The sequence below is a fragment of the Methylobacterium sp. WL69 genome (assembly GCF_008039485.1).
GTDB lineage: Bacteria > Pseudomonadota > Alphaproteobacteria > Rhizobiales > Beijerinckiaceae > Methylobacterium.
Map to the genome: position 1 here is coordinate 36376 of NZ_VRUZ01000020.1, position 18376 is coordinate 54751.

Annotated in this window: 15 protein-coding genes; 8 read left to right on the forward strand and 7 right to left on the reverse strand. The window is 72.5% G+C overall.

The window, feature by feature from the left end; genetic code table 11:
* The first annotated feature begins 16 nt into the window (after nucleotides 1–16).
* The 5 genes from cobN to cobJ are packed head-to-tail and all read left to right on the forward strand — an operon-like array spanning nucleotide 17 to nucleotide 7002.
* Nucleotides 17–3583, forward strand: a complete 3567-nt coding sequence (gene cobN / locus FV218_RS08495) for a cobaltochelatase subunit CobN (protein ID WP_147709401.1) — start codon at nucleotides 17–19, stop codon at nucleotides 3581–3583.
* Entirely contained in the window at nucleotides 3580–4827 is a 1248-nt protein-coding gene (locus FV218_RS08500; RefSeq protein WP_246685040.1) for a hypothetical protein, read from the forward strand. Before cobN ends, FV218_RS08500 begins: the two co-directional genes overlap by 4 nt.
* Nucleotides 4824–5456 (forward strand): precorrin-8X methylmutase, encoded by a 633-nt coding sequence (locus FV218_RS08505; RefSeq protein ID WP_056088990.1) that lies wholly within the window; start codon nucleotides 4824–4826, stop codon nucleotides 5454–5456. The genes FV218_RS08500 and FV218_RS08505 overlap by 4 nt, the downstream gene beginning before the upstream one ends.
* Nucleotides 5456–6250, forward strand: coding sequence for a precorrin-2 C(20)-methyltransferase (locus tag FV218_RS08510; RefSeq protein WP_147709402.1), 795 nt, complete (start codon nucleotides 5456–5458; stop codon nucleotides 6248–6250). The genes FV218_RS08505 and FV218_RS08510 overlap by 1 nt, the downstream gene beginning before the upstream one ends.
* Complete coding sequence (gene cobJ, locus FV218_RS08515; protein ID WP_147709403.1) at nucleotides 6247–7002, forward strand: precorrin-3B C(17)-methyltransferase; 756 nt, start codon at nucleotides 6247–6249, stop codon at nucleotides 7000–7002. Before FV218_RS08510 ends, cobJ begins: the two co-directional genes overlap by 4 nt.
* A gap of 458 nt (nucleotides 7003–7460) precedes the next feature.
* Here the strand turns inward: cobJ and FV218_RS08520 are convergent, their stop codons facing one another.
* Nucleotides 7461–8189: a cobalt-precorrin-6A reductase gene (locus tag FV218_RS08520; RefSeq protein WP_147709404.1), complete on the reverse strand. Its 729-nt coding sequence runs from the start codon at nucleotides 8187–8189 to the stop codon at nucleotides 7461–7463.
* Nucleotides 8190–8203: 14 nt separating this feature from the next.
* On the opposite strand from FV218_RS08520, the gene cbiE reads away from it, so the two are divergent.
* Complete coding sequence (gene cbiE, locus FV218_RS08525) at nucleotides 8204–9430, forward strand: precorrin-6y C5,15-methyltransferase (decarboxylating) subunit CbiE (RefSeq protein WP_147709405.1); 1227 nt, start codon at nucleotides 8204–8206, stop codon at nucleotides 9428–9430.
* Between the two features lie 739 nt (nucleotides 9431–10169).
* Here cbiE and FV218_RS08530 read toward each other — a convergent pair.
* The gene (locus FV218_RS08530) at nucleotides 10170–10895 is read right to left on the reverse strand and encodes an RluA family pseudouridine synthase (RefSeq protein ID WP_246685041.1); all 726 of its coding nucleotides are present in this window, start codon (nucleotides 10893–10895) and stop codon (nucleotides 10170–10172) included.
* Nucleotides 10896–10919: 24 nt separating this feature from the next.
* Between FV218_RS08530 and ftsY the strand changes: the two genes are divergently transcribed.
* A complete protein-coding gene (gene ftsY / locus FV218_RS08535) occupies nucleotides 10920–12380 on the forward strand; it encodes a signal recognition particle-docking protein FtsY (RefSeq protein WP_147709406.1) in 1461 nt (486 codons plus the stop codon).
* Nucleotides 12381–12455: 75 nt separating this feature from the next.
* On the forward strand, nucleotides 12456–13073 hold the full coding sequence (locus FV218_RS08540) for a septation protein A (RefSeq protein WP_147709407.1): 618 nt from the start codon (nucleotides 12456–12458) through the stop codon (nucleotides 13071–13073).
* Between the two features lie 27 nt (nucleotides 13074–13100).
* Here the strand turns inward: FV218_RS08540 and FV218_RS08545 are convergent, their stop codons facing one another.
* From FV218_RS08545 to FV218_RS08565, 5 genes are all read right to left on the reverse strand, one after another.
* Nucleotides 13101–13640, reverse strand: coding sequence for a Crp/Fnr family transcriptional regulator (locus FV218_RS08545; protein ID WP_244474982.1), 540 nt, complete (start codon nucleotides 13638–13640; stop codon nucleotides 13101–13103).
* Between the two features lie 696 nt (nucleotides 13641–14336).
* Nucleotides 14337–14927 (reverse strand): DsbE family thiol:disulfide interchange protein, encoded by a 591-nt coding sequence (locus tag FV218_RS08550; protein WP_147709408.1) that lies wholly within the window; start codon nucleotides 14925–14927, stop codon nucleotides 14337–14339.
* Nucleotides 14924–15115, reverse strand: coding sequence for a heme exporter protein CcmD (gene ccmD, locus FV218_RS08555; protein WP_147709409.1), 192 nt, complete (start codon nucleotides 15113–15115; stop codon nucleotides 14924–14926). The genes FV218_RS08550 and ccmD overlap by 4 nt, the downstream gene beginning before the upstream one ends.
* A gap of 5 nt (nucleotides 15116–15120) precedes the next feature.
* The gene (locus FV218_RS08560; RefSeq protein WP_147709410.1) at nucleotides 15121–15882 is read right to left on the reverse strand and encodes a heme ABC transporter permease; all 762 of its coding nucleotides are present in this window, start codon (nucleotides 15880–15882) and stop codon (nucleotides 15121–15123) included.
* Nucleotides 15883–16021: 139 nt separating this feature from the next.
* Complete coding sequence (locus FV218_RS08565) at nucleotides 16022–18367, reverse strand: PAS domain S-box protein (RefSeq protein WP_147709411.1); 2346 nt, start codon at nucleotides 18365–18367, stop codon at nucleotides 16022–16024.
* Nucleotides 18368–18376 lie beyond the last annotated feature (9 nt).

An 18376-nucleotide genomic window follows, 5' to 3' on the forward strand; every position in this document is an offset into this window, starting at 1 on the left:
GGCCGCGCGTTCCGCCATGCACCTGATCCGCATCGACACGGTCTCCCTCGACGAGGGCGAGGCCGCCATCGATCTCGGTCAGGCACCGGGGGACATCGTGTTTCTGTCGTTCACGGATTCCGACCTGTTCGGCGTCGCAGGCGCGTTCGCGACGGCGTTTCCGCAGGGCGCTGAGAGTCCAGCACCGACCCTGCGCCTCGCGAAACTGGCAAAACTCCGCCACCCCATGTCGGTGGACCTCTACGTCGACGGCGTGATCGCGCGCTCGAAGATCGTCGTGATCCGCTGCCTCGGCGGCCTCGATTACTGGCGCTACGGCATCGAGCGCGCCGCCGCCGCCGCGCGGGCGAACGGCGTCCGGCTCGTGGTCCTGCCGGGCGACGACCGGCCCGACACCCGCCTCGACGCCTTCTCGACGGCGCCGGAACTGGCGCCGGTCCTCGACGCCTATTTCCGGGCCGGGGGCGCGGACAACCTGCGCCGGATGCTCGGGCGGCTCGCCGCCGAGATCGGGTTTCCCGTCGCGATCGAAGAGCCCCGGGCCCTGCCGCGCGGCTTCGTCTGCTGCCCCGGCTGCGGCCCCATCGACCGCGACCGGGCCCTCGCCGCCGGGCGCCCCCTGTCGTCCGGCGCGGCGCCCCTCGCCCTCCTCGTCGTCTACCGCTCGGCGATCCTGTCGGGCGACACCGCCCCCCTCGCGGCCCTCGGCGACGCCCTCCAGGCCCGCGGTCTGCAGGTGCTCCTCGTCGCCGTGTCGAGCCTCAAGGACCCGGCGGCCGTGGGAGCCTTGCGCGACGCCATCGCGGCGCAAAAACCCGACCTCGTCGTCGCCGCCACCGCCTTCTCGGCCCGCGAGGATGCGGGCTTCGTGCTGGACGGCGCCGACTGCCCGGTGATCCAGGCCTACACCATCGGCGCGGCCCAGGCCGCCTGGGACGCCTCGGCTCGGGGCATGTCGGCGGCCGACCTCGCCATGCAGGTGGCCCTGCCGGAATTCGACGCGCGGCTCTCGGGCTTCCCGATCTCGTTCAAGGAGGACGGCCCGGAGATCGACGGCTTCTCCGAGCGCCGCGCCCGCCCCTATGCCGAGGGCATCGCGGCCTTGGCCGACCGGGCGGCGGCCTGGATGCGCCTCGCCCGCCTGCCCCCATCGGAGCGCAAGCTCGCCGTGGTGCTCTCCGACTACCCGGCCCGCGGCGGCCGGGCCGGCTTCGCCGTCGGCCTCGACACGCCCGAGAGCGCACGGGCCATGGTGTCGGACCTGGCGGCGGCCGGCTACGCCACCGGCCCCCTGCCGGAGGCCGACGCGGTGATGCGCGCCCTCACCCACGGACCGCGCGATTTCGTGGTGGGCCTCGACGCGTACCGAGCTTGGCTGGCTGGCTTGCCGGAGGCGGATCGGACCGATCTGGTCGCGAGCTGGGGCGAGCCCGAGGCCGATCCGCTCTGCGTCGACGGCGCGTTTCGCTTCCCCGTAGTCCGTTCGACCTCCCATCATCACGCAGCAAGTGGAATCCCCGAAGCGGGGGGCACCCGCGACAGGCCCCCTCTCCTGGAAGGAGAGGGTTGGGGTGAGGTGTGGGACATCTCCGGAGAATCCACACACCTCACCCTGTCCCTCTCCTTCCAGGAGAGGGGACCCGCGACTGATCCGGCTGCCCGCCCGAATGTACCTCCGGGTGAGGGTGAGCGGGAAAGAAGCCCGAGCGGCCGCGTCGCCCTCTTCCTCCAGCCCGACCGCGGCCGGGCCGCCGACCGCAAGGCCGGCTATCACGATCCCGACGCGGTCCCGACCCACGCCTACCTCGCCTTCCACCTCGGCCTGCGCCGAAACTTCGACGCCCTGATCCACCTCGGCACCCACGGCACCACCGAGTGGCTGCCGGGCAAGGCCGTGGCCCTGTCACCCGGGTGCTGGCCGGCCCGAGCCGTGGGCGCCCTGCCGGTGGTGTACCCGTTCATCGTCGACGATCCCGGCGAGGCCGCCCCCCTCAAGCGCCGCCTCGGCGGCGTGGCGCTCGGCCACCTCACGCCGCAGACGGAGTGCGCGGGCCTCGACCCGGCGGCAGCCCACCTGCGCGAACTCGTGGAGGAATATTCGGCGGCGAGCGTCCTCGACCCGCGCCGGGCCGCGATCATCGCCCGCACCATCCTGGACGAGGCGGAGTCGGCCGGGCTCCTAGCCTCCGCCGGGATCGATGCCGGCACCGCCATGCCGGACGCCCTGGCGGCGCTGGACGCGCACCTGTGCGATCTCGGCGAGGTCACCTCCCGCGACGGGCTCCACGTCTTCGGCCGGGCCGCGCCCGATGCCTCGGAGGCGGTGGCCGCCTGCGCCACGGCCGAGCGGGACGGCCTCATCGCCGCCCTCGACGGTCGCTTCGTTCCCCCCGGTCCCGCCGGCTCGCCGTCGCGCGGGCGCACGGACGTGATGCCGACGGGACGCAACCTCACCACCCTCGATCCGCGCAGCCTGCCGACCCGCGCCGCGACGACCCTCGGCGCCAAGGCCGCCGATGCCGTGGTCCGGCGCTACCTGCAGGACGAGGGCGAGTACCCGGCCCGCATCGTCATGGACCTGTGGGCCTCGCCGACGCTGCGCACCGGCGGCGAGGACGTCGCCCACGCCCTGGCGCTCATGGGCGTGCGCCCGGTCTGGGACCACGCCTCGACCCGCGTCACCGGCTTCGAGGTGCTGCCCCTGGCGCTCCTCGACCGCCCGCGCATCGACGTGACCGTGCGGGTCTCGGGTGCCTTTCGCGACACCTTTCCCGACACCCTGGCGCTCCTCGCCCGCGCGGCGGAATCCGTCGCGTCCCGCGACGAGGAGGACGCCGAGAATCCCCTGGCCGCCGCCCGGCGGCGGGGCGAGGCGACGCCCCGCGTCTACGGCGCGGCCCCCGGCCGCTACGGCGCCGGGGCCGGCGGCCTCGCCCTCGACGGCGCCTGGGACGGCCGGGACGACCTCGGCCGCGCCTATCTGGAGGCCACCTCGCACGCCTATGGCGGCGCCGAGGACGTCGCCGATGCCGGCTTCGCCGCCCGCGTCGCCCAGGCCGATGCCTATGTCCACGCCTTCGACGTGGCCGAGCGCGACCTCCTCGACGGCGACGCCGCCGCGGAAGCCATGGGCGGGTTTTCCGCCGCGGCCGGCCTCACCGGCGCCCGCCCCACCCTCTACAGCCTCGATGTCGGCACGCCCGATTCGCCGAAAGCCCGGACGGCGCGCGAGGACGCGGCCCGGCTCATTCGCGGAAAACTCGGCCATCCGCGCTGGATCGCGGCGCAGCTGCGCCACGGCTATCGCGGCGCCCAGGAGCTGGCGCAGGGGATCGACGCGGTCTTCGTCCTCGCCGCCACCACGGACGCCGTGTCCGATGCCGACCTCGACCGGCTCTACGGCGCCATGATCGCCGATCCCGAGACGTTCGACGCCCTGCGCGCCGCCAACCCGGAGGCGGCCCGCGCCATCCTCGAGCGGTTCGACGAGGCCCGACGCCGTGGCCTGTGGACCACCCGCCGCAACGCCATGGCGGCCGACGAACTGATGCCCGGTGAACCCATGCCGGAGGCGGCCGAGTGAGCCTCGCCCGCCGCGTCCCGCCCGAGGCGCCGAACCGGCGCGGCTGGTGCCCGAGCCTCGCCCGGCCGATGCCGACGGGCGACGGCCTCCTGGCCCGGGTCCATCCGCCGCTCGGGCGCCTCACCGCCGCCCAGGCCCGCGCCGTGGCCGCGGGTGCGCGCCGGTTCGGCAACGGCCATGTCGACGTCACCGCACGGGCCAACCTCCAGATCCGCGGCGTCGCGCCGGAGACGCAGGGGCCCCTCGCCGGGCATCTCGGGGGGGTCGGCCTCGGGGATGTCCGCGCCGATGGCGGCCCGCAGCGCCTGACGCTCACCGCGCCGCTGTTCGGCCTCGACACCCTGGCGGAGGCCGTGGAGGCGATCGGCCGCGCGGTGCCCGGCCTGCCGCCCAAGACCCTGGTGGCCATCGAGGAGGACGGGCGCTTCGGCCTCGGGGAGGCCGAGGCCGACATCCACCTCCGGGTCGTTGCCCCGGACGGCGTCGCCTGGGCGCTGGCCGGGCCGGACGGGCCGGTCTGGTTCGCGCCGGTGACGACGGCCCGAGCTCTCGCGGCGGTCTCCGACGCCCTGCGCGCCCTGGGCGAAAGCGGCGCCCGGCGCATGCGCGACCTCGACGCCGCAACCCGCGACAGCCTCGGGGGCACGGCGATGCCGGCCCCCTCACCTCTCCCCGCCCTGGCGCCGGGCCTGCACGATGTCGACGACGACCGCACGGCGCTCGCCGTCGCGGCCGCCTTCGGCCGCTGCACGGCGGACGGCCTCGACCGCTTGGCGGAGTGGAGCGACCGGCTCGGAGCGCTCCACCTCACCCTCAGTCCGACCCGGGGCTTCGTCCTCGTGGCCCGGGACCGTGACGGCACCCGGCGCGCCCTCGACGCCCTCGGCAAAAACGGGTTCCTCCACGCCGCCGACGATCCGCGCGGGCAGGTCGCCGCCTGCCCCGGCGCGCCCGCCTGCGCCTCGGGCTCGACGCCGACGCTGCTCGACGCCGCCCGCCTCGCCGAGGCGCTTCGCGGCACGGGCATCGACGCCCACGTCTCGGGCTGCGCCAAGGGCTGCGCCCATCCGGGCCCCGCCGCCCTCACCCTCGTCGGCCGCGCCGGACGCTACGGCATCGTCCTCCATGGCCGCCCCGATGGCGAGCCGGCGATGCAACTCACTTTCGAGGCCGCGCTGGACCGCGTAAGGAGGGCCGATCCGGCCCACATCCTCGCTCACGCCTTCAGGACCACGACACCATGAGTTCGCGCCTCGATTACCTGCGCGACGGGCAGGCGATCTACGCCCGCTCCTTCGCGATGATCCGCGCCGAGGCGGACCTCGCCCGCTTCCACGGCACCGCCGAGCGGGTGGTGGTGCGGATGATCCACGCCTGCGGCATGACCGACCTCCCCGGCGACGTGGAAGCGTCGGACGATTTCGCGGCACGCGGCGAGGCCGCCCTGAAGGCGGGCGCGCCGATCCTGTGCGACGTCCGCATGGTCGCCGACGGCGTCACCCGGTCGCGCCTGCCGGCAAACAACCGGGTGATCTGTACCCTGAGCGACCCGCGCGTCCCCGAGATGGCCGCCGCCATGGGCACCACGCGCTCGGCCGCCGCCATGGAATTGTGGCGCGAGCACCTGCCCGGCAGTATCGTGGCGGTGGGCAACGCCCCGACCTCCCTGTTCCGCCTCCTCGAACTCCTGGACGAGGGCGTGTCGCCGCCGGCCGCGATCATCGGCATCCCCGTCGGCTTCGTCGGGGCGGCCGAATCGAAGGAGGCCCTCGCCCGCGACGGGCGCGTGCCGTTCATCGTCGTTCACGGCCGGCGTGGCGGCAGCGCCATGACGGCCGCCGCCGTCAACGCCCTGGCGCAGGAGATCGAGTGATGGAGGCGGGCGCCCCCCTCCCCCCGGTCGATCCCCTGGAAGAGACCGCAAGCCCCGTGGCGAAGACCACCGGCACCCTGTTCGGCGTCGGCATGGGGCCGGGCGAACCCGACTACCTCACCGTGCGGGCCATGAAGGTTCTGCAGGCGGCGCCCGTGCTCGTGCATTTCTGCAAGAAGGGCCGACGCGGCAACGCCCGCACCATCGCGGACGCGGTGCTGACATCGGAGCCGGCGCGCGAATTCCCCCTCGCCTACCCCTACACCACCGAACTGCACCCCGATCATCCCGACTACGTCGCGGCTCTGGCCGCCTTCTACGACGACGCGGCGGCGCAGCTCGCCGACCACCTCGGGGCGGGGCGCGACGTCGCGATCCTGTCCGAGGGCGATCCGTTCTTCTACGGCTCGTTTATGCACCTGTGGCGCCGCCTCAAGGACCGCTTCCCCGTGGAGGTGGTGCCGGGCGTCACCGGCATGTCCGGCTGCTGGACCCGGGCCGGCACCCCCATCACCTGGGGCGACGACGTGCTCACGATCCTGCCCGCGACCCTGCCGCACGCGGCCCTCGTCGCGCGTCTGGCGCAGACCGACGCCGCCGTGATCATGAAGCTCGGCCGCCACCTGCCCAAGGTCCGGGCGGCGCTCGGCGAGGCCGGCGTGCTGGAGCGCGCGGTCTACGTCGAGCGCGGCACCATGGCGGGCGAGCGTGTGATCGCGCTCAAGGACAAGACCGACGACGTGGCGCCCTACTTCTCCATGGTGCTCCTGCCCGGCGAAGGCCGCCGGCCGTGACCGGCTCCGTCACCGTCGTCGGCCTCGGACCCGGCGACCCGGACCTGCTGACCCGCTCGGCGGAGGCGGCCCTGGCGCGAGCGGAGGACCTCATCGGCTACATCCCCTACGTCGCCCGGGTGCCCGAGCGGCCGGGCCTGATCCGGCACGCCACCGACAACCGCGTCGAGGTCGACCGCGCCCGCCACGCCCTCGAACTCGCCGCCGCCGGCCGCCACGTCGCCGTGGTCTCGGGCGGCGATCCCGGCGTCTTCGCCATGGCGGCGGCGATCTTCGAGGCGGTGGAGGCCGGCGATCCGCTGTGGCGGACGCTGGAGATCACCGTCGAGCCCGGCATCACCGCCATGCTGGCCGCTGCCGCTCGCCTCGGCGCGCCGCTGGGCGGCGATTTCTGCGCCATGTCCCTGTCGGACAACCTCAAGCCCTGGGCGGTCATCACCGCCCGGCTGGAGGCGGTCCTGCGAGCCGATTTCGTGGTGAGCCTGTACAACCCGATCTCGAAGGCCCGCCCGTGGCAGCTCGGCCGCGCCCTGGCGCTGGCGGCCGAGATCCGCGCGCCCGACACGCCGGTGATCTTCGCCCGCGCGGTCTCGCGCCCCGACGAGGCGCTCCGCGTCCTCACCCTGGCGGAGGCCCGCGAGACCACGGCCGACATGGCCACCCTGGTGATCATCGGCGCCTCGGCGACCCGCCTGATTTCGCGGGGGGACGGGGTGCCCTACGTCTACACCCCCCGCAGCGTGCCGGCGTGAGGCGAGCCGTACTTCGGACGTGTCGCGACGCCGAAACGGGTGCGGTCATTCCCACGCGGATCGGGATCGAGCGCGGGTCCCCTCTCCTGAAAGGAGGGGGACAGGGTGAGGTGTGCGAACTTTTCGGAGAGTCCACGACCCTCACCCCAACCCTCTCCTTCCAGGCTACGGCATTCACACATCTCGCGGGCAGCGCAGGTCCCCTCTCCTGGAAGGAGAGGGACAGGGTGAGGTGTGGGACCTTTTCGGAGAGTCTACACACCTCACCCCAGCCCTCTCCTTCCAGGAGAGGGAGCCCCTGTGCGCCTCCCACCCGCATCCGGATGCCTGCCGCTGCACGGAATCGGCCCGTTCGCAGTTGTGTGAATCCGGTCGCCTTCCAGGAGAGGGGGCAGCGCGCGGGTCACGCGCTCACATCTCCACCGTCAGAGACCCCTGTTTACGTTCGAATCTGCTGCCTATGGGGTCGCCAGCCACGCCAGGGCCCCGGCCGCGTCGGCCACGCTCGGCACGTCGGGCTTCGGCGGCCGGGCGACCATCACCACCGGAAGGCCCAACCCCCGCGCCGCGGTGATCTTGCCGTACGTGGCCGCCCCGCCGGAATTCTTGCTCACCACGACGGCGATCGCCTGATCGCGCAGGAAGGCCGCCTCGTCGGCCTCCGCGAAGGGGCCGCGCGCAACAATCGCCGTGAGGCGCGGGACGGCCAGAGCCACGGGCTCGATGGAGCGGACGACGTAATCGTGCTGCGGCGCCGCCGCGAAAACCCCGACCTCCTGGCGCCCCACCGTGAGGAAGACCCGGCACGGCGCGGCCCCGAGGGCGGTGACGGCGGCCGCCATGTCGGCGACCGCCAGCCAGCGATCCCCCGGCACCGGCCCCCAGGCCGGGCGGCGGATGGCGAGCAGCTTCGTGCCGGTGCGGGCGCAAGCCCCGGCGGCGTTGGCGCTCATGCGGGCGGCGAACGGATGGGTCGCGTCGATGACGTGGGTGATGCGGTTGCCCTCGATCCAGTCCGCGAGCCCGTCGACCCCGCCGAACCCGCCGACGCGGGTCGGCACGGGCTCGGCCTTCGGCGCGGCGGTGCGGCCGGCGAGCGACAGGGTGGGCTCGACGCCGGGGGGCAGGCCCCGCACCAGGGCGCTCGCCTCGCCGGTGCCGCCGAGGATGAGGAGACGCTTGACCATGGGATGCGTTGTCCATGAGCCCTGAGCCCGTGTCGAGCCGGCCGTGGCTCACCCTGGTGGGCATCGGCGAGGATGGCCGCGCCGGCCTGAGTCCGGCGGCTGGCGCCGCCCTCGACGCGGCCGAATGCGTCTATGGTGGGCGCCGGCACTTCGCCCTCGCCGGCCCCCTCTCCGCCAAGGCGCGGATCTGGCCGAGCCCCATCGCGGACGCCTATCCGGGCATCCTGGCCCGGCGCGGCCGGCCGACCTGCATCCTCGCCACGGGCGATCCGTTCCACTTCGGCATCGGCGCCGAGATCGCCCGCCTCGTGCCGGCGGACGAGTTGCGGGTGTTCGCCCAGCCCTCCGCCTTCAGCCTCGCCTGCGCGCGGCTCGGCTGGGCGGTGGCCGAGACCGGGTGCCTGACCCTGCACGGCCGGGCCCTGCCCAACCTCATCCCCCATCTGCAGCCCGGCGCCCGCCTCCTCGTCCTGAGCTGGGACGGCGCGACGCCGGCGGCCGTGGCCGCCCTGCTCACCGAGCGGGGGTTCGGCGCGTCGACCCTGACGGTGCTGGAAGCCATGGGCGGCGCACGGGAACGCCGCCGCAGCGCCCGCGCCATCGCGTTCGATCTGCAGGACATCGATCCCCTCAACACCCTCGCCGTCGCCGTGGCGGCCGCGCCCGACGCGCGGGTGGTGCCCCTGGCGCCGGGCCTCGACGACGCCTGGTTCGAGAATGACGGCCAGCTCACCAAGTCCGACATCCGCGCCGTGACCCTGGCGGCCCTGCGCCCGCGCGCGGGGCAAGTGCTGTGGGACATCGGCGCCGGGGCCGGCTCCGTCTCCATCGAGTGGATGCTGCGCCGTCCCGGCCTCAGGGCATTCGCCGTTGAGGCCAACCCGGCCCGCGCCGCCCGCATCCGACGCAACGCCGCGCATCTCGGGGTGCCGGGCCTCGTCGTGGTGGAGGGCGCCGCCCCCGATGCCCTCGACGGTCTGGAGCGACCCGACGCGGTCTTCATCGGCGGCGGCGTCACGGCGGCGGGCCTCCTGGAGCGGGCCATGGCCGCCCTGCCGTCCGGGGGCCGCCTCGTCTCGAACGTCGTGACCCTGGAAGGCGAGACCGTGCTGCTCGCCGCCTTCGCCCGCCACGGCGGCGGCCTCAAGCGCCTCACCGTCGCCAAAGCCGATCCCGTCGGCCACCTCCACGGCTGGCGCAGCGCGATGCCGGTGACGCAATGGACCTGGGTCAAGCCGTGAAGGGCGAACCGTCGCCTAACAAACCCTCCCCCCTCTGCGGGGGAGGGCGGTCGCGGAGCGACCGGGAGAGGGGCAGCGCGACTTTCCAGGATAAGGCAGTGCTCCCCTCATCCGACCCGCTTCGCGGGCCACCTTCTCCCGCAGGGGGGAGAAGGATTTTTCGCCGCGGTGCCCGCGCCCGAACACCGAAATGTCTTGACAATATTCCTATTCCGTGGTTGTCTCCGGTCACTCGCCTCCCACACGGGAGGCCCCCCGGCGGACCGGGTCGGGGGGCTCGGGGGGAGGAGACGGTGCCCCGCGTCGATGGCCCGGTCGCCATCGCCCCGGGCCGCGCCGGCGACGCAAGGTGCCCTGGACGGGGAGGCCGTGCTGAGGCTGGCTCCGGGACCCTGGGGCGCACCGAGAGAACGGACGGTCCGCCCACTACGAGGCGGGCTCGGGGCCCAGCGCCCTGATTAGTCGGCTGCCGCACCGGCGCTTCCGCAAGGGGCGTCGCGTCGAGCGGAGGTGGGCCGCCACTAGCCGAGTCGCCGACGCCGTGAAGACATCGTGACGAAAAACGGACCGGCCCCGAAACGGGCCGGGCCGAGGGACGCCGGGAGACCGGCAAAACTTTCAAAAACGTGGTTTCGCGGCGTCCCGCGTCTCCCGTTTCCCGGCCATCCCCCGCGCCACCGGCGGCGGGGCCGCAGCCGTGCGCGATGGGCGCTTCGTCCTGGACGGAGACGGAACCGCCCTACTCGGACCCGTCGCACCCGCAGGTCACGAGACCCGCCCGCATATGCGCGGGTGCCGGCGCCTCCACGACGATGGGGGGCTTCTTCGGATAGAGCGGTAGGGTGAGCGCCCGCGCATGGAGCTGCAGGCCCGGTCCGCCGCTACGCGGACCCGAGCCGTAGATCGGGTCGCCGAGGATTGGAAACCCGGATTCGGCGCAGTGGACCCGCAGCTGGTGGGTCCGGCCGGTGACGGGGGTGAGGGCGAGCCAGGCGAGGCCGGCGCCGCGTCCGAGCACCTGCCAATGGGTCAGGGACGGATCGCCCGATGGGTCGGCCTTCATCCACCATGAGCGCGGATCGTCGGAACGGCGGGCGAGCGCCAGGTCGATGCTGCCGGTGTCGGCGTCCGGGCCGCCCTCCACCAGGGCCCAGTAGGTCTTGCCGACGCTGCCGCTCGCGGCGAACAGCTTGTTCAGCCGGGCCAGCGCCTTGGCGTGGCGCCCGAGGGCGAGGCAGCCCGAGGTGTCGCGGTCGAGGCGGTGGGCCGCCTCCGGGCGCCGGGGCAGGCCGAAGCGCAGGGCGTCGAGGTGATCGGTGAGGGTCTCGCCGCCCTTCGGGCCGGGATGGACCGGCAAACCCGCCGGCTTGTCGATGACGAGGACGAGGGCATCGCGGTAGAGGAGGCGCGCACCTATGTCTGTTACGAGGGCATCGGCTGGGGGCATGGCCTTGGCGCTTACCATGCCGGGTCCGGGGAGCAAGCGGGAATGAGCGAAGACAAGAGGCCGGGCTGGCTGCTGCGCAAGATGTTCGGCACCAAGGAGGAGCCGCGCCCCGAGCCGGTGCCCGTGCAGCCGCCCGATCCGAAGCCGGTGCCCCCCGCGCCCCGGCCGGTGGCCGAGTCTCCGGTGATCGAGGCTCCGGTAGTCGAGTCTTCGATGGTCGAGTCTCGGGTGAACGAGCCCGTGGCCCCGCCGCCGGAATCCCCGGCCTCGTTCTCCGAGGGCCAGCCGGATTTCGCCACCGCCGCGACGGACGTGTCCCACGTGCCGGCCCCCCCGGCTGAGCCCGGGGAGGGGACGCCCGGCAAGAACGCGGTCCCGGACGCGATCGAGGGCGCCGACCTCCAGCCCGTCGAGGGGGCCGAGGAGCGCCCGCCCGCCGGCACGGCGGGCGATGATCCGACGCGCGGCGCCGAGGCGGCCGACACCACCTCCCGGGCCTTCACGCCCGACGTGGCGCCGGAGCCGGAGGTCGCGACCCAGATCTTCATGCCGGAGCCGGAGGCCGAACCCGAGGGCGAGAAGCGCGGCTGGTGGAGCCGGCTCACGGGGGGCATGAAGCGCACCTCCTCGGCGCTCACCGAGCGCGTCACCGGCCTGTTCACCAAGCGCAAGCTCGACGCCGACACCCTGGAGGAGCTGGAGGACGCCCTGATCCAGGCCGATTTCGGCATCGAGACCGCCACGCGCATCTCGGAGGCCGTCGGCAAGGGCCGCTACGAGAAGGGCCTCTCGCCCGACGCCGTCCGGGAAATCCTGGCGACGGAAGTCGAGCGCGCGCTCGCCCCGGTGGCGATCCCCTTCACCATCGACACCACGAAGAAGCCGTTCGTCATCCTGATGATCGGCGTCAACGGCGCCGGCAAGACCACCACCATCGGCAAGCTCGCCATGAAGCTGAAGGCGGAGGGCCATTCCCTGATGCTGGCGGCCGGCGACACCTTCCGGGCGGCGGCCATCGAGCAGCTCAAGGTCTGGGGCCAGCGCACGGGCACGCCGGTCATCGCCCGGGCGCAGGGCGCCGACGCGGCGGGCCTCGCCTACGACGCCTACGAGGCGGCGAAGCAGCAGGGCACCGACGTGCTGCTCATCGACACGGCCGGCCGGCTCCAGAACAAGGCCGGGCTCATGGCCGAGCTGGAGAAGATCCTGCGGGTGATCCGCAAGATCGACCCTGAGGCGCCCCACGCGGTGCTCCTCGTCCTCGACGCCACCGTTGGCCAGAACGCCCTCAGCCAGGTCGAGCTGTTCTCGAAGGCCGCCCAGGTCACCGGCCTGGTGATGACCAAGCTCGACGGCACCGCGCGCGGCGGCATCCTCGTGGCGCTCGCCGCGAAATTCGGCCTGCCGGTGCACTTCATCGGCGTCGGCGAGGGCGTCGAGGACCTCGAGCCGTTCGAGGCCCGCGACTTCGCCCGCGCCATCGCGGGCCTGGACAAGGACTAGGGGCGCGTCCGCCGGAACCGAGCCCTCCCCTCAAAGACCGCGACGCGCCGCGCGCGGCCCTCTATGACGGACACCATGCAGATCGAAGCCGTTCCCCCACGCCGCCACCTGCCGCCCCTGCTCAAGCTCGCCCTCGAACTCGGGCCCCTGGTGATCTTCTTCCTCGGCAACGCCTATGCCGAGCGGTTCGGGGTCGCCCCCGAGCAGAAGCTGTTCGTGGCCACCGGCGTGTTCATCGCCGCGACGGTGGTGGCGCTGGCCATCCACTTCGCCCTGGTGCGGCGCCTGCCGATCATGCCCCTGGTCTCGGGCGTGGTGGTGGTGGTGTTCGGCGGCCTGACCCTGGCCCTGCAGGACAAGACCTTCATCATGATGAAGCCCACCATCGTGAACACCCTGTTCGGGCTCGTGCTGCTCGGCGGCCTCGCCTTCGGCAAATCCCTGCTCTCGGTGGTGCTCGACAGCATGTTCACCCTGACCGAGGAGGGCTGGCGCAAGCTCACCTTCCGCTGGGGGATGTTCTTCCTCCTCCTCGCGGTGATCAACGAGGTGGTCTGGCGCACGCAGACGGAGGATTTCTGGGTGAGCTTCAAGGTGTTCGGCATCATGCCGCTGACGATCCTGTTCGCCCTGGCGCAGACGCCCTTGCTCCTGCGCCACGAGCGCAAGGGCGAGGATGCCGGCCGCGCCTGACAGGCGCGGCCCGAGCGAACGCCGAGGTCAGGCCAGGACGCGGGCGTACTCGGCCTCCGGCACGCCGTAGGCATCGCCGGCGATGTCGCGCATCCGGTCCCGATCGCGGATGCCGATGCCGCCACGCCGCGTCTTGACGGCCCCCGCATCCTCGAGGCTGCGCAGGGCCGTGGTGATGCCCGCCCGGCGGACGCCGAGCATCATCGACAGGAGCTCGTGCGTCAGCGGCAGATCTTCGCGGTCGGTGCGGTCGTGGCACATGAGCAGCCAGCGCGCGAGACGCTGCTCGATGGTGAAGCGGCCGCTGCACAGGCTGCCCTGCGCCAGTTGGACGGCGAAGACCTGGGCGTAGCGCAGCAGGCGGTCGTGCAGGGGGCGGCACTCGTGCAGCACGGTCCGGAAGGCATCCGCGCCGATGCACAGGGCCCGGCACGGGATCTGGACGATGGTCACGTGCGGCCAGCTGTCGATTCCGTGGAGGAGGGGGATGCCCGTCATCCCTTCGGGACCGATGATGCCGGCCTCGGCCTGCATCCCGTCGGCCGTGCGCGCCATCACGGAGATCATTCCGGGCTCGGGAAAGCAGACCTTCGTGATCGCGGTTTCGGGCGACTCCAAGATGACGCCCTGCTCGAACGAGCATCGCTCCAGTCCTGGCTGAAGGCGAGCGAACTCATCCGGCGGCAGCAACCCGAGGATGCGGTTGCGAATTCCATGTTGAACGATGAACGACGCCACGACCCTGCCGATCTGCAGGCATGAGCAACTGAAACTCGACACCTGAGACTCATTGTCACCAATGAGCGATCAGACATCTATATCACCGATAGACAAAGCTGTGAATGGAATATCTTTGCGCATCTAAGTACGCTACCGTACAATTTATAGAATATCGAGAATCCATCAAGGACTCTGATCTTTTATTTACAAAAAGTCCTCCTGTCCCATTCTCTGCAATGATGAACTCGACTTAAATTTAATGGGGATGAAAAACTTCCGACGGACCCACCCGGATGCTGTCCTTGGATCACACGGGAATGAGAGTTCCATCCGCCTCGGGTATCGGCGCCCGAGTCCGACGCCGATCGGCAGCGCGGTCGAACGGGCTTCGCAGGATGACGTGCGCCTACAGGAACCCCGGCCTCAGCCGGCCAGGAATGGAAAAGCGCCCCTCGGAACCTGCAGGTCGCGATGGTGGCGATCAGGAACGACGCGGCCTGGACGACGCGGCCCGGCGGCAGGCCCCCGGGCGTTGCCCCGGCCTCACTGCGCGGCGTCCGCCACGGCACCGGCGGCGCGGATCTTGTCGAGGACGGCCCTGTAGTTCTCCGGGGTTACGATCCCGACCAGCTTGTCGCGGATGGTGCCGTCCGGCCCGATGATGAAGCTTTCGGGCACGCCGTAGACTCCGAAATCGATGGCGGTGCGGCCGGTGGAATCCATTCCCACCGCCCGGAACGGCACGCCGTTGCGGGCCAGGAAGCGGCGGGCGTTCTCGGGCGCATCCTTGTAGGCGATGCCCACGAGGCGCAGGCCGGGCTCGCGGGCGAGCCGCATGAGCTGCGGGTGCTCGATCTGGCACGGCGCGCACCACGACGCCCAGAAATTGACGAGGGTGACCCGCCCCTTGAAGTCGTCGCGGGACAGGCCGGGGAGGGGCGCGCCATCGGCCGCGAGGCCGGGGAGGGCGGCCAGATCGAAGGCCGGGGCCGGCCGCCCGATCAGCGCGGAGGGGATGGCCGACGGGTCGGCGCCCGAACGCAGGCGCACGAAGAACAATCCAGCGAGCGCCACGAAGGCGACGAGGGGGACGATGAGGAGGAGGGAGCGCCGGGCCGGCTCGGAGGTGCTCACGCGCGCCGTTCCGCCGAAGACCGGGACGCCGGTTGGGACGGATCCTGCAGCGCGGCCAGGGCCCGCGTCTGTGCCCGCCGGTCACGCATCGCATGTCCGATCAGGCCGGCGATGACGAGGGCCGTGAAGGCGTAGGCGCCGAGGATGAAGCCCGCATGGGGCCCGAGATCAAGGGGTCCGAGAGTCATGATCGTCACAGACCCTGGACCGCCCCGAGGGGGAGGCCGGCATCGAGGCGCTCGGCTTCGCGGATCGTCAGCGCCCGCACGCGGCGGCGCAGGATCTCCGTGCGCATGGCGTTCAGATGCAGGGTGATCCCCAGCAGGGTGAAGGCGAGAATCATCTCGAGGAGCGGGTAGAGCATGGAGGGATCGATGGACGAGCCGCCCATGCGCATGATCGAGGCCGGCTGGTGCAGGGTCGACCACCAGTTCACCGAGAACTTGATGATCGGCAGGTTCACGGCGCCGACCAGGGTGAGGATCGCGATGGCGCGCGCGGCCCGGTTCGGGTCCTCGATGGTGCGCCACAGGGCGATGATGCCGCAGTAGATGAGGAACAGCACCAGCATGGAGGTCAGGCGCGCGTCCCAGACCCAGTAGGTGCCCCACATGGGCTTGCCCCACAGGGAACCGGTGACGAGGCAGATCAGAGTGAAGGCCGCGCCGATGGGGGCGGCGGCGCGCTGGGCGACATCCGCCAGGGGATGGCGCCAGACCAGGGTGCCGAGGGCCGAGACCGCCATGGCCCCGTAGAAGAACACCCCGAGCCAGGCCGCCGGCACGTGGATGTACATGATCCGCACGGTCTCGCCCTGCTGGTAGTCGGGCGGCACCGTGAACCAGGTCAGGTAGAGGCCGAAGGCCAGGAGCACCCCGGAGAGCCCGGCGAGCCAGGGCATCAGGGGGGCGGTCCAGCGCAGGAAATGGCCGGGATGGGCGAGGCGTGTCCACATGAGCCGGGATTTAGCCCAGGGTGCGGTGCAGCGGCAATGCGGGCGTTGCGCGCAAGGGTCCCGAAGAGTTCCGAAGGGTTCGCCGAGGATCCGGCAGGGCGCGCGGGGCGGCGCCCGGTGCGCCACGGCACCGCTCCGCCTACACGCTTCCGGCCTGGAACCCCGCCAGGGGGGCGGTGACGCGGCAGACCACGCCGGCGGGATCGTAATCGAGACCGACGGTGCCGCCGACGGCCCCGACGAGACCGCGCTCGATCAGCCGCGAGCCGAATCCCTTTCGCGAGGGTATCGCGACCGTCGGGCCGCCGGATTCCCGCCAGGTCATCCGCACCATGGGCTCGCCGCCCATCGGGGCGGTGACATCCCACGTCACGGCGACGCGGCCGTCGGGCACCGACAGGGCGCCGTACTTCGCCGCGTTGGTGGCGAGTTCGTGCAGCATGAGGGCGAGGGACAGGGCCGCCTTGGCGCCGAGTTCGATGGGGGGCCCGGAAATACGGAACCGGTCGGGCTGGCGGTCGTCGTGGATGGCGAGGGCGCTGGCGAGCACCGCCTCGAAATCCGCGCTCTCCCCCTCGCCGGAGAGCAGGATGTCGTGGGCCTTGCCGAGGGCGATGAGGCGCGCCGCCAGGGCCTCCTTGGCGGCCTCGACGTCGGTGACGTTCCTCAGGGTCTGCGACACGATGGCCTGGACCACCGCGAGGGTGTTCTTGAGCCGGTGGCTGAGTTCGCGGTTGAGAATGCGCTGCTGCTCGTCGGCCTCGATCCGGGTGAGGCCGCCCCAGGCGCGCTCGGCGACCTCGCGGGCGAACGCGATTTCCCCCGGCGTCCAGTCGTGGGCGACCGCGTCGAGGACGTAGAGGATGCCGACGAGGCGCCCGCGCTGAAGGATCGGCACCTTGACCACGGCCCGCATGCCGATCTGGGCATAGCCGGCCGCGTCATCGACCCGCTCGGGGGTCGCGGCGATGTCGGCCACCGCCAGGGTCTCGCCGCGCTGCAGGCGGACGACGCTCGCCGCCACGGTGGCCAGGGTCTGCGTTCCGGCCTGCGGTCCGAGGCCGGCGGCGATCCAGTCCGGCGCGACCGCCGACAGGTTCCCGGCGGGATCGACGAGGGCGTAGCCGGCCCGAGCCACCCTCAGGGTGCGCCCGAGGCTCTCGGCCGTGGCCCGCACCACCGCCGCATTGGTGTTGAGGTCGCGCAGGCGGTCGCCCAGGGCGATCAGAGCCTCGCGCCGGGTGTCGGCGAGCTTCTCGTTGGTGATGTCCTCGATCATCGCCGTGGCATGGACGCTGTCGCCCAGGGTCTGCGACACGAGGTTGACCCGGGCCCAGATGATGCGCCCGTCGAGGCGGCGGTAGCGCTTCTCCAGGCGCTCCTGCATGGTCTCCCCCTTGGCGAGGCGCCGGTGCAGGTCGGCGCGCTCGGCATCGTCCTCGGGGGGTGTCCAGCGCGCCAGGGAATGGCCGAGAATCTCGGATTCCGGCGCGCCCCAGATCTCGCACAGCTTGGCATTGACCGCGAGGGCCCGGACGCTGCGCGGATCGAACTGGACGATGCCGATATTGGCGCCCTGGAACACCGCGCGGAACTGGGCGGAAGCCCGGTTGCGCTCGGTCACGTCGAGCATGGCGCCGATCATCCGCTGGGGCGCGCCGGCGGCATCGCGGACCATGTAGCCGCGGTCGAGCACCTCGGCGTAGGTGCCGTCGGCGCGCTGGAACCGGTACTCGTGGTCCCAGTCGCCGGCCTCGCCCGCGATCACCGCGTGGATGTCGGCCTCGACGGCGGCCCGGTCGTCCGGGTGGACATGATCGATCCACCACGCCCCGCTCGGCACGACGCGGTCGGGCGTCCATCCGTAGGCGGTGGCCAGGGCCTCGTTCCACAGGACCGTGTCGGTGGTCAGGTCCCAGTCCCAGATGGCGTCGTTGGTGGCGCGGGTGACGAGGCGATAGCGCTCCTCCGTGGCCCGCAGGGCGATCTCGGCCCGCTTGGCCTGCGTGACGTCGCGCACGGTGCCGACCATCCGGCTGGCGTAGCCCCCGCTGACGATGAGCTGGCCCCGTGCCGCGATCCAGCGCAAGGGGCCGCCCCCGGCCGGGAGGACGCGGTACTCGCTGTCGAACAGGCCGGTCCCGGCCGGGTCGAGGGCGGCCTGCAGGGCGGCGTCGACCCGTTGGCGATCCTCGGGGTGCAGTCCCTGCAGGAAGGTCTCCGCATAGGTGACCGCACCGTCGGGCGCCACGCCGAACAGGGCACGGGTGCGGGCATCCCAGCGCAGGGTCGTGGTGGCGAGGTCGTAGTCGAAGATGCCGATGCCCGTGGCCTCGACGGCCAGGCGCAGGAGGACGGCGCTCTCGGTCGGGTCCGCCATTTCGGGCACCGTCCCGTCCGGCGGCGCCACGGCGGTCGAGACCGGTCCCGTCCGGTGTTCGGTCGCGCGCGACGGCGGCGAAGGATGGGCGGCGGGGTTCGTCATCGTCGGGGG